Here is a 13,894-nt window from a genome sequence, read left to right as displayed (position 1 = left end):
TCCAGTGCTTTCGAGTAACAACATCACCATGCAGTTCGGCGCCAAGCCGCTGTTTGAGAACATCAACGTCAAGTTTGGCGGCGGCAACCGCTATGGCCTTATCGGCGCCAACGGCTGTGGCAAGTCCACCTTCATGAAGATCCTCGGTGGTGATCTGGAGCCCACTGGCGGTAATGTGAGCCTGGACGTCAACGAGCGCATCGGTAAGCTGCGTCAGGATCAGTTCGCCTACGAAGAGATGCGCGTACTGGACGTGGTCATGATGGGCCACACCGAGCTGTGGGCAGCCATCGCCGAGCGCGATGCCATCTACGCCAACCTCGAAGCCACCGACGAAGACTATATGAAGGCCGCCGAGCTGGAAGGTCTGGTTGCCGAGTATGACGGCTACACCGCCGAAGCGCGCGCAGGCGAGCTGCTGCTGGGTGTCGGCATTCCGCTCGAGCAGCACAACGGCCCGATGAGCGAAGTGGCGCCGGGCTGGAAACTGCGGGTGCTGCTGGCACAGGCGCTGTTCTCCAACCCTGACATCCTGTTGCTGGACGAACCGACCAACAACCTGGACATCAACACCATTCGCTGGCTGGAGCAGGTGCTCAACGATCGTGAAAGCACCATGATCATCATCTCTCACGACCGTCACTTCCTGAACTCCGTCTGTACCCACATGGCGGATCTGGACTACGGCGAGCTGCGCGTCTACCCGGGCAACTACGACGACTACATGCTGGCCGCCACCCAGGCGCGCGAACGTCTGCTGGCCGACAACGCCAAGAAGAAGGCCCAGATCGCCGATCTGCAATCCTTCGTCTCCCGTTTCAGCGCCAACGCCTCCAAGTCCCGTCAGGCTACCTCCCGTCTCAAGCAGATCGACAAGATCAAGATTGAGGACGTCAAGGTCTCCAGCCGCCAGAACCCCTTCATTCGCTTCGAGCAGGACAAAAAGCTCTATCGCAACATCCTGGAAGTGGAAGGTGTATCCAAGGGTTATGGCGACGGTCCCCTGTTCAAGGGCCTCAACATGATGATGGAAGTGGGCGAGAAGGTAGCCATTCTGGGTACCAACGGTATCGGTAAATCAACTCTGATCAAGACCCTTGTCGGCGCACTGGCTCCGGATACCGGCACCATAAAGTGGTCCGAGAACGCCCAGATCGGTTACTACGCCCAGGATCACGCCGAAGACTTCGACACGGATCTCAACGTGTTCGACTGGATGGCCCAGTGGAAACAGGAGAACGAAGACGAGCAGGCTGTACGCTCCATACTGGGCCGTCTGCTCTTCTCTCAGGACGACATCAAGAAGCCGGTCAAGGTGCTCTCCGGTGGTGAACAGGGTCGCATGCTGTTTGGCAAGCTGATGATGCAGCGCCCCAACATCCTGATCATGGATGAGCCGACCAACCACCTGGATATGGAATCCATCGAATCCTTGAACATGGCGCTGGAGCTCTACCAGGGGACCCTGATCTTCGTCTCCCACGACCGCGAATTCGTCTCCTCTCTGGCGACCCGCATCCTGGAGCTGACCGAAGATGGCATCCGCGACTTCGGCGGTACCTACGAGGATTACCTGCGCACCCAGGGCGTGGTGTAACCCCCGCCCTGCATAAGCTCGCTATGAAAAACCGGCACTTATTGTGCCGGTTTTTTTGTGTCCCATGTTTATGGCGACTGATATGGCTTACGGCTGCCCAGCGATCACAGAGAGCAGGGAGCAGGGAGCAGGGAGCAGGACTTGATTATCCCCCTCGCCCACAGATAAAAAAACGGCTCCATCAAGGAGCCGTTTTCACTGGATTGAACTGACGATTACTCGACAGTCGCTTCCACGCTGGTGAAGTACTCGATCTTGGCCGCTTTGCGCAACTCGTCGATCAGAGACTTGTAATCCACCTGTGCTTTGCCCTGACCCAGCTGACCTTGCAGCATGGCAACCATCTTGGAAGGCTCGGCAGGTACGTTCACCTTGTCCAGCGCAACCACGACGCGGTCACCGTTGCTCTCGGCAACCAGTGCTACGCTCGGCTTGCCATCCTTGGGATGGGGCAGCGTGAAGGCTTCGGTCACCAGATTCTGATCCATCTCGCGATCGAAACGTGACACCCCTTTGTGGGTTTGTACCTTCAGACCCAGCGCAGCCAGATCGCCATCGATACTCTTGCCAGCCTTGAGCTTGTCCAGCAGGCCCTGGGCCTTGCCACGAGCCACTTCACCGGCCTTGTCATGCTTGATGGCGGCAATCACCTGCTCTTTCACCTCGGCCAGCGGCTTGACCGCTTTGGGCTTGTGACCGGTGATGTGCAGCACCAGCGCCTTGCCGTCAGCCAGCTCGATCACATCGGAGTTGGTGTTGTCATCACGCAGTTGCTCGGAGAACGCCACGGAGATAACCTTGGGATCGTTAAGCGGAGCAGGAGCAGAACCCTGACTGAAGTAGTCGGAGGATTGCACCTTCAGACCCATGGCCTCGGCGGTCATGTCCAGCGAGTCCGGGTTTTCGAAGCTGTTGTCAGCCATCTTCTGCTGCTCGGCAAAGAAGCGCTCTTTGGCTTTGTCGCTCTGCAGACGGTTGATGGTCTCTTCCTTCACATCGGCAAATGGCTTGGTCTGAGCCGGCTCAACACCCAGCAGCTTGATGATGTGGAAACCGAACGGGCTCTTGACGACAGCGGAGAGATCGCCCGCCTTGTTCAGGGCAAAGGCCGCCTTCTCGAAGGACGGATCCATCACCCCTTTCTCGAACCAGTCCAGCTCGCCGCCTTTTTTGGCGGAGAAGGTATCAGAGGAGTCAGCCTTGGCCAGCGCAGCGAAATCATCGCCCGCCTTGGCTTTGGCCAACACGGCTTCTGCTTTCTGCTCGGCCGCTTTCTCATCCTTGCCGAACGGGATCAGGATATGAGCCACATGACGACGCTCTGGACGCTGGAACAAGTCCTGATGCTGGTCGTAGTAATCTTGGGCATCCTGTTCGGTGACCTTGATATCCTTGGCGAGGCTGGTCGCATCCAGCAGCAGGTAGTCTACTTTCACCTGCTCGTCATTCATGAAGTGGGCGCCGTTGGCCTTGTAGTACAGTTCCAGCTCGTTGTCAGAAACCTGTACGTCAGCCACGTAGTTGGCCGCCGCCAGACGCACCAGACGCAGATCGCGAGTCTGGTTGTAGAGCTTGTCGAGCTGCTCGGCTTCACTCTTGAGGGAGAACTCGGTACCCAGCAGGGCACTCATCAGCTGTTGGCGCACCATGTCCTGACGCAGGGAGTCGCGGAACATTTCGGGAGTCATGCCGGCACGACGGATCAGCTGCAGGTAGCGATCATTGTTGAACTTGCCGTTCTCGGCAAACTCGGGCATGGCAACGATGGCCTGCTTGATCTGCTCATCGCTGACCCGCAGACCCAGCTCGCGAGCCTTGCTGTCCAGCAGCGCCTGATCGATCAGGCGATCCAGCACACCGCGGCGGAACTGTTTCATGTAATCGGGGTTCGCGGCCAGCTGGCTGAATGCCTCTCCCATCTGGGATTCCATGCGGGCGCGCTCGTTGCGGTAGGCGTTCTCCAGTGCGGCTGCACTGATATCTGTGCCGTTGACAGTGGCGGGGGCGGTACGGGCCGGACCATTCAGGTAACTACCTACACCAGCCAAAGCAAAGGAGAGGATGATCAGGCCCAAGATAACCTTGGCTACCTTGCCTTGCGCCCCTTCGCGTAGTTTATCCAACATCATGTTTGTACTTATGCTCCCGAACTCGATGGGCGTAAATAATGAAAAGGCGCACCGATTGCGATGCGCCTTGGTCAATCAGTATGAGAGAGAACTCTCTAACCTGTCTGGTCTGCGACCAAGGACGGTAGCCGACATATCATCGGCGCCCGACTTAGTTGACCGCGTCTTTCAGGGCCTTACCGGCTTTGAAGGCAGGAACTTTACCAGCAGCGATTTCGATGGTCGCGCCAGTTTGCGGGTTACGGCCAGAACGGGCAGCACGCTCGCGTACAGCGAAAGTACCAAAACCAACCAGAGCAACCTGGTCACCCTCTTTCAGAGCTTCACCTACAGCGTCAATGAAGGCATCCAACGCACGGCCGGCAGCAGCCTTGGAGATATCAGCACCGTCTGCAATCTTGTCAATCAGTTGAGATTTATTCACTCTTATATTCCCCTTTTATCGAACACCGCTGCGGCGCTGATTTCCCTGGCCACAACAAGTGGAGGTTTTATAGCAAGCCTCCTGACCAGTTGCAAGTGACAATCTGGCGCAAACCCGCGCCACACAACGCATTGCGACTTATCACGAGAACCCGATCGGTGGTCAAGGCTACTTCCGTTATGGGATGCATGCAAGCCTTAACCACCCCCCGAATGCGCCAAATTTGCGGCGCATCAAAATTTACACGACAGAAACGCGCTCAAACCCTTGCGGATTGTCCTGCAACGCCAGTTCCAGTACCTCGTCTATCCAGCGAACGGGATAGATTTCAAGGTCTTGTTTGACGTTTGCCGGGATCTCCTCGAGGTCACGTTCGTTCTCTTTCGGGATCAGCACACGCTTGATACCACCACGGTGAGCGGCCAGCAGTTTCTCTTTGAGACCACCGATGGGCAGCACTTCACCACGCAAGGTGATTTCACCTGTCATGGCCACATCAGCACGAACCGGATTACCGGTCAAGCTGGAGACCAGCGCAGTGCACATGGCGATACCGGCGCTCGGGCCATCTTTCGGGGTTGCCCCTTCCGGTACGTGCACGTGAATGTCACGCTTCTCGTAGAAGTCGGCATTGATGCGCAGCTTCTCGGCACGGGCACGTACAACGGTCATGGCAGCCTGGATAGACTCCTGCATCACATCACCCAAAGAACCGGTGTAAGTGAGCTTGCCCTTGCCCGGCATGTTGGTGGTCTCGATGGTGAGCAGGTCGCCCCCCACCTCGGTCCACGCCAGACCACATACCTGACCAATCTGGTTCTGGTCGGTGGCCTTGCCGTAATCGAAGCGCTGCACCCCGAGGAACTCCTTGAGGTTCTCCTGATTGACCTGAACATGCTTGATGCTCTTGTCCAGCAGAATGCGCTTGACCGCTTTGCGACAGATCTTGGAGATTTCGCGCTCCAGACTCCGCACCCCGGCTTCACGGGTGTAGTAACGGATCACGCCAACCAGTGCCGAATCCTCGATGGTGATCTCGGAGGCTTTCAGGCCGTTGCGCTGGATCTGCTTGGCAACCAGATGCTGCTTGGCAATGTTGAGCTTCTCGTCTTCGGTGTAACCGGAGAGACGGATCACTTCCATCCGGTCCAGTAACGGGCCCGGGATGTTCATAGAGTTGGAGGTAGCCACGAACATCACGTCCGACAGGTCATAATCCACTTCCAGGTAGTGATCGTTGAAGCTGTTGTTCTGCTCGGGATCGAGTACCTCCAGCAGAGCGGAAGCAGGATCACCACGCATGTCCGAGCTCATCTTGTCGATTTCGTCGAGCAGGAACAGCGGGTTCTTCACGCCAACTTTCGCCATCTTCTGGATGAGTTTTCCGGGCATGGAACCGATGTAGGTACGACGGTGACCGCGGATCTCCGCTTCATCACGTACCCCACCGAGGGCCATCCGCACATATTTGCGGCCGGTCGCCTTGGCGATGGACTGGCCCAGCGAGGTCTTGCCCACACCGGGAGGGCCAACCAGACAAAGGATCGGGCCCTTGAGCTTGTTCACCCGCGCCTGAACCGCCAGATATTCGAGGATGCGATCCTTGACCTTCTCAAGACCATAGTGATCGGCATCCAGCACCTCTTGCGCCTTGCCCAGGTCTTTCTTGACCTTGGAGCGCGCCTTCCACGGCACCTGTACCATCCAGTCCACATAGCTGCGAACCACGGTAGCCTCGGCAGACATGGGAGACATCATCTTCAGCTTGGCAAGCTCGGCCTGGGCCTTTTCACGGGCATCTTCCGGCATGCCAGCCTCTTCAATCTTGCGATTGAGGGCTTCAAACTCATCCGGGCTATCTTCCAGCTCACCCAGCTCTTTCTGGATGGCCTTCATCTGCTCGTTGAGGTAATACTCGCGCTGGCTTTTTTCCATCTGCTTTTTGACGCGGGTACGGATGCGCTTCTCGACCTGCAGCAGGTCAATTTCCGACTCCATCATCGCCATCAGGAATTCGATGCGCTCGGAGACAGAGACAATCTCCAGCACCTTCTGTTTGTCTTCCAGCTTGAGCGGCATGTGAGCGGCCATGGTATCGGCCAGACGCGCAGCATCGTCGATCGCCGAAATCGAGGTGAGTACCTCGGGCGGGATCTTCTTGTTGAGCTTGATGTAACCTTCAAACTGGCCGATGGCGGAGCGAACCAGAACTTCCTGATCCTTGTCGTCAATGGCCTTGGAGGAGATGTACTGGGCCTCGCAGACAAAGAAGTCCTTGTCGTCGATCATCCGCTCCAGGCGAGCACGCTGCCCACCCTCTACCAGCACCTTGACGGTGCCATCCGGCAGTTTGAGCATCTGCAGAATATTGGCCACTGTCCCGACGGTGAAGATCTCCTCCACGGTCGGCTCATCGGTTGACGCATCCTTCTGGGCCACCAGCAGAACTTTCTTGTCCTGCTCCATGGCCGCTTCCAGACAGCGAATGGATTTTTCCCGCCCCACAAAGAGTGGAATGACCATGTGGGGATAAACCACCACGTCACGAAGAGGCAGGACGGGAATCTCGATGCGTTCTGAACGCTCTAGGTTCATATATGTCCTCTCGGCTTGTTATACCGTTGGCAAAGCGCTTGGCTGAGTATATGGGGGCGCTCCAACGAGATTCAATCGTCTAAACCGCAAAAAGCATGAAAGGGGCAAAAAGCCCCTTCCATTTGATTAAAAATCAGACTGTTACTCTGATGCGGCAGCTTGAGTCTCGGGATTTTCGTAGATCATCAAGGGCGCGGAGTCCCCTTTGATCACGGTCTCGTCGATAACCACCTTGCTGACCCCTTCCAGAGAAGGCAGGTCATACATGGTATCGAGCAACACAGCTTCCACGATGGAACGCAGACCACGAGCACCGGTTTTACGCTCCATCGCCTTGCGGGCAATGGCGTGCAGCGCATCTTCACGGAACTCCAGCTCAACCCCTTCCAGATCGAACAGCGCGGCATACTGCTTGGTCAGCGCGTTTTTCGGCTCTTGCAGGATCTGGATGAGGGCAGCCTCGTCCAGTTCGGTCAGGGTCGCCACCACCGGCAGACGGCCGATGAACTCGGGGATCAGACCGTACTTGATCAGATCTTCCGGCTCCACCTTGGCGAAGGTTTCACTCAAGGAAGCCTTGGCATCCTTGGACTTCACCTCGGCGCCAAAACCGATACCGGTTCCCTTGACGGAACGCTGCTCGATCACCTTGTCCAGACCGGCAAAGGCACCACCACAGATGAAGAGGATCTTGGAGGTATCAACCTGCAAGAACTCTTGCTGCGGATGCTTGCGACCACCTTGTGGCGGCACGGAAGCGATGGTCCCCTCGATCAGCTTGAGCAGGGCCTGCTGCACCCCTTCCCCGGAGACATCGCGGGTAATGGAGGGGTTGTCCGACTTGCGGGAGATCTTGTCGATCTCGTCGATATAGACGATACCACGCTGGGCCTTCTCCACGTCGTAGTCGCACTTTTGCAGCAGCTTCTGGATGATGTTCTCCACATCCTCGCCCACATAACCGGCTTCGGTCAGGGTGGTCGCATCGGCCATGGTGAACGGCACATCCAGCAGGCGAGCCAGGGTCTCGGCCAGCAGGGTCTTGCCGCTACCGGTCGGGCCAATCAGCAGAATGTTGGACTTGCCCAGCTCCACACCACTGTTTTCACCGCTGTTGCGCAGGCGCTTGTAGTGGTTGTAGACGGCAACGGCCAACACCTTCTTGGCGTACTCCTGCCCGATCACATAGTCATCGAGATGAGCGCGGATCTGATGAGGGGTCGGCAGCTCATTACCATCGCGCTTGGGAGAGATCTCGCGGATCTCCTCGCGGATGATATCGTTGCACAGCTCGACACACTCATCACATATGTAGACGGAAGGGCCAGCGATCAGCTTACGCACTTCATGCTGGCTTTTGCCGCAAAAAGAGCAGTAGAGCAGCTTATCACCCTCACCCTTGCGTTTTTCTGTCATTCAGCAACCTCGTTTTATCAATAGAGGATGGGTCGGCCTGTTGAGTTTACAACAGACCGGGACACCCTGCTCAGCCACGCTGAGTCAAGACACCGTCGACCAGACCGTAAGCGACTGCCTGCTCGGCAGACATGAAGTTGTCGCGGTCGGTGTCGCGCTCGATGGTAGCCATATCCTGACCGGTATGGAAAGCCAAACGCTCGTTCAGGGTATTTTTGATCTTCAGGATCTCCTGGGCGTGGATCTGGATGTCAGATGCCTGGCCCTGGAAACCGCCCAGCGGCTGGTGGATCATCACGCGGGCATTGGGCAGGCAGAAACGCTTGCCCTTGGCACCGCCAGCCAGCAGGAAGGCGCCCATGGAGCAGGCCTGCCCCATGCAGACGGTGCTCACGTCCGGCTTGATGAACTGCATGGTGTCATAAATGGACATGCCCGCAGTCACGGAGCCACCCGGAGAGTTGATGTAGATGTAGATGTCCTTGTCCGGATTCTCGGACTCGAGGAACAGCAACTGGGCAACCACCAGATTGGCCATGTGATCTTCAACCTGACCGGTCAGGAAGATCACCCGCTCTTTCAGCAGACGGGAGTAAATATCGTAGGAACGCTCACCCTTGGCAGTCTGTTCGACCACGATGGGGACCAGCGCATTGCTGGGAGAATCGGTCACATCGTTATAGTTCTTGTACATAAGGCATTGTCCCTAAAATAAAATGGCCCGAGTGGAGATCACACGAGCCATTATACTTAACAGTCTTGACCTTAAGTCAAATGTTCTTAGGCAGCGGCGCCAGACTTGTTGATCACTTCGTCAAAGGCAACTTCTTTTTCGGTCACTTGCGCTTTGGAGAGGATCAGGTCGATAGCTTGATCTTCGATGGCCAGGTTACGAACGCCGTTCAGCATCTGTTCGTTCTTCTGGTAGTACTCGATCACTTCTTTCGGATCTTCGTACGCAGTCGCCATGGACTCGATGATGCTGGTCACGCGAGCATCGTCAGCCTTGATTTCGTTGGTGCGGATCACGTCGCCCAGCAGCAGACCTACGCGTACACGACGCTCGGCCTGAGCCTGGAACAGCTCAGCCGGCAGCTCCGGAGCGTTGCCGCCCTGGAAACCACCGAAGCGCTGCAGAGCCTGCTGGCGCAGCGCGTCGATCTCTTGCGCAACGGCAGCTTTCGGCAGATCGATTTGGTTGGCTTCAACCAGACCGTTCAGAACCTGCTCTTTCACGCTGTTTTTCAGGGCTTGAGCCAGTTCGCGCTCCATGTTCTTGCGCACTTCGGCTTTCAGCTCTTCAACGGAACCGCTCTCGATGCCGAAACGCTTGACGAACTCTTCGGTCAGCTCGGGCAGGATCTGCTCTTCAACCTTGTTCAGCTTGGAAGCGAACTTGGCCGCTTTGCCTTTCAGGTTTTCAGCGTGGTAGTCAGCCGGGAAGGTCACTTCGATGGTGAACTCGTCGCCCGCTTTCTTGCCCAGGATGGCATCTTCGAAGCCAGGGATCATGCGGCCGGCACCCAGTACCAGGTTGAAGCCTTCAGCCTTGCCACCTTCGAACTCTTCACCGTCGATGGAACCGACGAAGTCCATGGTCACACGCATGCCGTTGGCAGCAGCTACGTCAGCTTCAGCCCAGGTAGCGTGCTGCTTGCGCAGGGTGTCGATCATGTTGGCCAGATCTTCGTCCTTCACGGTAGCAACCGGCTTCTCAACCTTGATGCTTTCCAGACCGGCAACTTCGAACTCCGGGTACACTTCGAAAGTGGCGGTGAATTCGAAATCTTCGCCTTCTTTGATCTCTTTCGGATCCATGGTCGGCGCGCCAGCCGGGCTCAGTTTGTTTTCGATGATGGCTTTGATGAAGTTGTTCTGCATCATTTCATCGGCAACACGGGCGTGAGCCATGGCACCAAACATCTTCTTGATGATGGCAACCGGAGCCTTGCCAGGACGGAAACCGTCGATGCGACGGGTTTTGGCCAGGCCGTTCAATTCTTTGCGCACAGCGGCGTCTACGGTAGCAGCCGGTACAGTGATGGTAAGACGGCGTTCCAGACCCTGGGTTGTCTCTACAGAAACTTGCATTCTTCTACCTCGTTCAACTCAGCACTGTGTGCTGACCCTTTATTGCCTCCGGGCAAAGCCGGAGTCTTCCTGTTTATAAAGACAACAATATGTCTTTGTGATGAGAAAATATGACGCGGCATTATAGCGGCGCACTCTGGTCGAGTCGAGCCACGCAACCCCCACATTGGGCGCCGCAGAGGCACAATTCGTGCAAAAGTGCTCTTTATATGGGGAGTTGCAGCCCGAACTTCAACTGGCATTGCGCGATATTTTTGCGCTTGCTCACCTTTTTCTGCGCAAATTTGCCTAAAACGCCGATCTATTGGTCAATATCCGGCAACTGAATACCCGCTGCCCATAGGTGGTATCACGACCCGGGTTGACCGGCCCGATGCATCCGGGCCAATCAATCGTTGCGTCCCCTGCCCTCCCTCGTTATGGTGGCAACCAACTTGATAAGTCTGGAGTATCCCACATGGCCTTTTTCCGCTTCTTGTTCAATCTGCTCTGGTTTGTACTGGGAGGTGTCTTTATGGGCCTGGCCTGGTGGCTGGCCGGTCTGCTCTGCTTTATCTCGCTGGTCGGCATCCCCTGGGGGCGCGCCTGCTTCGTCATTGGCACCTTCACCTTCTTCCCGTTTGGCAAGCAGGCGGTCAGTCGCAAGGCGATGACGGGTCAAGGTGATATCGGCACCGGTACCCTCGGGCTGATTGGCAACATCATCTGGTTCGTGCTGATCGGGATCTGGCTGGCCATCGGCCACATTGCCTCTGCTCTGGCCTGTTTCATCACCATCGTCGGCATCCCGTTTGGCATCCAGCATCTCAAGCTGGCCATCATCAGTCTGGCCCCCATCGGCCAGATGATCGTAACCAATCAGGAAGCCGAATCAGGCCGCTATATCCGCTGAGCGGGTTAAAAATCGGATGGCAGGCGGTGCCTGTATTGCAAAAAAAGGGCAGACTAGGGTCTGCCCTTTTTCATTTCATCCATTCGAGGCATCTCATGCTCCCCAGCCACTTTTTTGCCAATCTCGCCCGCATGAAGCTCATCTACCGCTGGCCACTGATGCGCAACATCCAACCGGAAAACATCGCCGAGCACAGCCTGCAGGTCGCCATGGTGGCCCACGCCCTCGGCATCATCAAAAACCGGCTCTTTGGCGGCACTGTGGATGCCGACCGCGCAGCAGTCATGGCGCTCTACCACGACAGCAGCGAGGTGCTGACCGGCGATCTGCCCACCCCGGTCAAGTACTTCAATCCCGAGATTGCCCGCGAATACAAGAAGATTGAGCTGGCCGCCGAGCAGCGCCTCCTTGGCATGCTGCCAGCGGAACTGGTGGAGGACTTTCGCCCACTGCTCGATTCGGCGATGCAGGATGAGGAGCTGGCAAGGCTGGTGAAAGACGCCGACACCCTTTGCGCCTATACCAAGTGTCTGGAGGAGATCAACGCTGGCAACCGGGAGTTTGAACCGGCTCGCAAGCGCCTCGAGGCGATGCTGGCAGCCCGGATGAGCGAGGAGATGCGCTACTTTATCGACACCTTCGTTGCGAGCTTCTCTCTGCCGCTCGATGAGTTGAACGCCCACTAAGTCCGCTCACCACATCGACACACAGACAAAAAACAGAAGAGCCCGCCGGTTTAACACCGGCGGGCTCTTCGTTTTGATTAGCGGATCAGATGCTGTGCATCAGTGACCCAGCTCTCGAGACGGTACCAGACCGCTCGCCCGCCAGGCGGGATAGAGGGTAGCAACCAGACTCATCAGGATGGCCGCCCCCGTCACGATAAGCAGATCCTGCATATGCAACTCGGTCGGCAAGAAGTCGATAAAGTAGATATCCGGATTGAGGAAGCGGTGGCCAATAAGCTTCTCGATAACACCCAAGATCTGGGTCAGCTTGCTGGAGAGCAGGCCCCCCAGCAGCGCACCGAGCAGGGCACCGGCCACGCCATTGACCATCCCCTGAATGACGAAAGTGAGCCGGATCTGACCGGGACTCGCCCCCATGGTTTTCAGGATGGCAATCTCGCTGCGTTTCTCGTTCACCGCCATCACCAGGGTGGAGACGATGTTGAAGCAGGCCACAGCCACCACCATCAGCATCACCACATACATGACGGTACGCACCATCTGGATGTCCTGATAGAGGTAACCCTGACTGTTCATCCAGCTGCGGATATAGACGTGATGGGGGAAGCGCTGGGCCGCCGCGACCGTGATGGACTGCGCCTTGAGCACATCGCTCACCCGCAGGCTGAAACCTTCCACATCGCTGCCCATACCGGTGATCGCTTGCGCATCGGTCAGGTGCATAAAACCGAGCAGACCATCGAGCTGGCCGCCGATCTCCAGCAACCCGACCACAGTCAGGGTTTCCCGGCGGGGATTCTTGATCCCCGTCTGATCGCCCCCTTGCGGCAACAGCAGGGCAAGGTTGTCGCCAACCTTCACCCCCAGCTTGTCGGCGATGGTCTTGCCGAGGATCACCCCCCGCTCGCCGGGCTGCAGCTCACGCAGGCCACGGCCCGTCATGTATTTGCCGGCATCGGAGAGATTGGCTTCCAGATCGGGTAGCACGGCACGCAGCTGAACCCCCTTGAGGGCGGAGCCGTGCTCCAGCAGGCCGTTGAGACGAATGACGGGGGCGGCGGCTTCCACCCCGGGCTGTGCCAGCAGGTAGTCGCGCAGGCGCGGCCAATCCGGCAGCGGCCGCTCGACAGCATCCAGCTCCCCTTGCGGCACCACGGAGAGCACCCGGTCTTTCAGTTCACGCTCGAAGCCGTTCATGGCGGAGAGGCCCAAAATCAGCGCCATCACCCCAAGGGCGATACCGATCAGAGAAGAGGCGGAGATAAAGGCGATAAACCCGTTGCGACGACGGGAGCGGCTATAGCGCAGGCCCAGAAAGAGGGGCAGCGGTTTGAACATCAGGCAACCTCCGCCATCACGCCGCTCACCAGCGTGACCCGACGATGAAGCTTGGCCGCCAGACTCAGATCGTGGGTGACTACCACAAACGCAGTGCCCAGCTCGCGGTTAAGCTCGCACAGCAGCTCGTAGACGGCAGTAGCACTGGCGTGATCCAGGTTACCGGTCGGCTCGTCCGCCAGCACCAGACTCGGTTCGTTGACCAGCGCACGGGCAATCGCCACCCGCTGGCGCTCGCCACCGGAGAGCTCGGACGGTCTGTGGTTGAGACGGTGGGAGAGCCCTACCCGCCCCAGCATCCGGGTCGCCTTCTCGGTAGCGACCGCTACCGATTCACCGGCGATCAGCAGCGGCATGGCCGCATTTTCCAGCGCACTGAACTCGGAGAGCAGGTGGTGGAACTGATAGACGAAACCCAGCTCCTGATTGCGAAAACGGGCCTGGGTACGGCTGTCCCAGTGGTGAATATCCTCCCCCTTGAACAGCACGGCGCCACTGGAGGGGTTATCGAGCGCCCCCATCAGGTGCAGCAGGGTGGTCTTGCCGGAGCCCGAGCTCCCCACTACCGCCAGCATCTCGCCTGGTGCGACGCTCAAATCGATCCCCTTGAGTACCTGGGTCTCCAGCTCGCCCTCTTTGTAGACATGGTTGAGGGCCTGGCAACGCAGCAGAGGCTCACGGGATACGGCTTCATTCATAAAGGGGGCTCCACTTGCTCCAGTA

At 57.5% G+C, this 13,894-nt stretch carries 11 protein-coding genes; 3 read left to right on the top strand and 8 right to left on the bottom strand.

All coding sequences use genetic code 11. The features are described from left to right. Positions 1 to 4 precede the first annotated feature (4 nt). Positions 5 to 1,597 carry an ABC-F family ATPase gene (locus tag AAHA39_RS02250; RefSeq protein ID WP_041207533.1) on the top strand — a complete coding sequence of 531 codons (1,593 nt, stop codon included), beginning with the start codon at positions 5 to 7 and terminating at the stop codon, positions 1,595 to 1,597. Between the two features lie 215 nt (positions 1,598 to 1,812). Here the strand turns inward: AAHA39_RS02250 and ppiD are convergent, their stop codons facing one another. The 6 genes from ppiD to tig form a co-directional block, all read right to left on the bottom strand. Further along, a complete protein-coding gene (gene ppiD, locus AAHA39_RS02245) occupies positions 1,813 to 3,726 on the bottom strand; it encodes a peptidylprolyl isomerase (protein WP_320656034.1) in 1,914 nt (637 codons plus the stop codon). Positions 3,727 to 3,877: 151 nt separating this feature from the next. Further along, a complete protein-coding gene (gene hupB, locus AAHA39_RS02240) occupies positions 3,878 to 4,150 on the bottom strand; it encodes a nucleoid-associated protein HU-beta (RefSeq protein ID WP_005315375.1) in 273 nt (90 codons plus the stop codon). A gap of 240 nt (positions 4,151 to 4,390) precedes the next feature. Continuing rightward, positions 4,391 to 6,745, bottom strand: a complete 2,355-nt coding sequence (gene lon / locus AAHA39_RS02235) for an endopeptidase La (protein ID WP_041207531.1) — start codon at positions 6,743 to 6,745, stop codon at positions 4,391 to 4,393. 141 nt (positions 6,746 to 6,886) lie between these two features. Then, complete coding sequence (gene clpX / locus AAHA39_RS02230; RefSeq protein ID WP_033113123.1) at positions 6,887 to 8,161, bottom strand: ATP-dependent protease ATP-binding subunit ClpX; 1,275 nt, start codon at positions 8,159 to 8,161, stop codon at positions 6,887 to 6,889. A gap of 70 nt (positions 8,162 to 8,231) precedes the next feature. Beyond that, on the bottom strand, positions 8,232 to 8,855 hold the full coding sequence (gene clpP / locus AAHA39_RS02225) for an ATP-dependent Clp endopeptidase proteolytic subunit ClpP (RefSeq protein WP_033113124.1): 624 nt from the start codon (positions 8,853 to 8,855) through the stop codon (positions 8,232 to 8,234). 86 nt (positions 8,856 to 8,941) lie between these two features. Next, positions 8,942 to 10,252 (bottom strand): trigger factor, encoded by a 1,311-nt coding sequence (gene tig / locus AAHA39_RS02220; protein ID WP_041207530.1) that lies wholly within the window; start codon positions 10,250 to 10,252, stop codon positions 8,942 to 8,944. A 457-nt stretch (positions 10,253 to 10,709) separates the two neighbouring features. Here tig and AAHA39_RS02215 point away from each other — a divergent pair, with 457 nt between their 5' ends. Together AAHA39_RS02215 and yfbR are read left to right on the top strand one after the other, a co-directional pair. After that, the gene (locus tag AAHA39_RS02215) at positions 10,710 to 11,144 is read left to right on the top strand and encodes a YccF domain-containing protein (protein WP_042032366.1); all 435 of its coding nucleotides are present in this window, start codon (positions 10,710 to 10,712) and stop codon (positions 11,142 to 11,144) included. Positions 11,145 to 11,239: 95 nt separating this feature from the next. Beyond that, positions 11,240 to 11,830, top strand: a complete 591-nt coding sequence (gene yfbR / locus AAHA39_RS02210; RefSeq protein WP_320656035.1) for a 5'-deoxynucleotidase — start codon at positions 11,240 to 11,242, stop codon at positions 11,828 to 11,830. 99 nt (positions 11,831 to 11,929) lie between these two features. Here the strand turns inward: yfbR and lolE are convergent, their stop codons facing one another. Both lolE and lolD read right to left on the bottom strand, forming a co-directional pair. Continuing rightward, positions 11,930 to 13,171, bottom strand: coding sequence for a lipoprotein-releasing ABC transporter permease subunit LolE (gene lolE / locus AAHA39_RS02205; RefSeq protein ID WP_320656036.1), 1,242 nt, complete (start codon positions 13,169 to 13,171; stop codon positions 11,930 to 11,932). Next, positions 13,171 to 13,869, bottom strand: coding sequence for a lipoprotein-releasing ABC transporter ATP-binding protein LolD (lolD, locus tag AAHA39_RS02200; protein ID WP_033113129.1), 699 nt, complete (start codon positions 13,867 to 13,869; stop codon positions 13,171 to 13,173). Before lolD ends, lolE begins: the two co-directional genes overlap by 1 nt. Positions 13,870 to 13,894 lie beyond the last annotated feature (25 nt).

Origin of the sequence: Aeromonas sp. SE22 (genome assembly GCF_038739755.1) — a bacterium.
In the GTDB taxonomy this organism is placed as follows: Bacteria; Pseudomonadota; Gammaproteobacteria; order Enterobacterales; family Aeromonadaceae; genus Aeromonas; species Aeromonas jandaei.
Note: the sequence above shows the minus strand (reverse complement) of the source record. Positions and strands in the feature narration are given on the sequence as shown.

Excerpts from the sequence above, each read along its gene's own strand:
- ppiD (WP_320656034.1), bottom strand. The coding sequence starts at position 3,726 with ATGATGTTGGATAAACTACGCGAAGGGGCGCAAGGCAAGGTAGCCAAG.
- lon (WP_041207531.1), bottom strand. The coding sequence starts at position 6,745 with ATGAACCTAGAGCGTTCAGAACGCATCGAGATTCCCGTCCTGCCTCTT.
- clpX (WP_033113123.1), bottom strand. The coding sequence starts at position 8,161 with ATGACAGAAAAACGCAAGGGTGAGGGTGATAAGCTGCTCTACTGCTCT.
- clpP (WP_033113124.1), bottom strand. The coding sequence starts at position 8,855 with ATGTACAAGAACTATAACGATGTGACCGATTCTCCCAGCAATGCGCTG.
- tig (WP_041207530.1), bottom strand. The coding sequence starts at position 10,252 with ATGCAAGTTTCTGTAGAGACAACCCAGGGTCTGGAACGCCGTCTTACC.
- AAHA39_RS02215 (WP_042032366.1), top strand. The coding sequence starts at position 10,710 with ATGGCCTTTTTCCGCTTCTTGTTCAATCTGCTCTGGTTTGTACTGGGA.
- yfbR (WP_320656035.1), top strand. The coding sequence starts at position 11,240 with ATGCTCCCCAGCCACTTTTTTGCCAATCTCGCCCGCATGAAGCTCATC.
- lolE (WP_320656036.1), bottom strand. The coding sequence starts at position 13,171 with ATGTTCAAACCGCTGCCCCTCTTTCTGGGCCTGCGCTATAGCCGCTCC.
- lolD (WP_033113129.1), bottom strand. The coding sequence starts at position 13,869 with ATGAATGAAGCCGTATCCCGTGAGCCTCTGCTGCGTTGCCAGGCCCTC.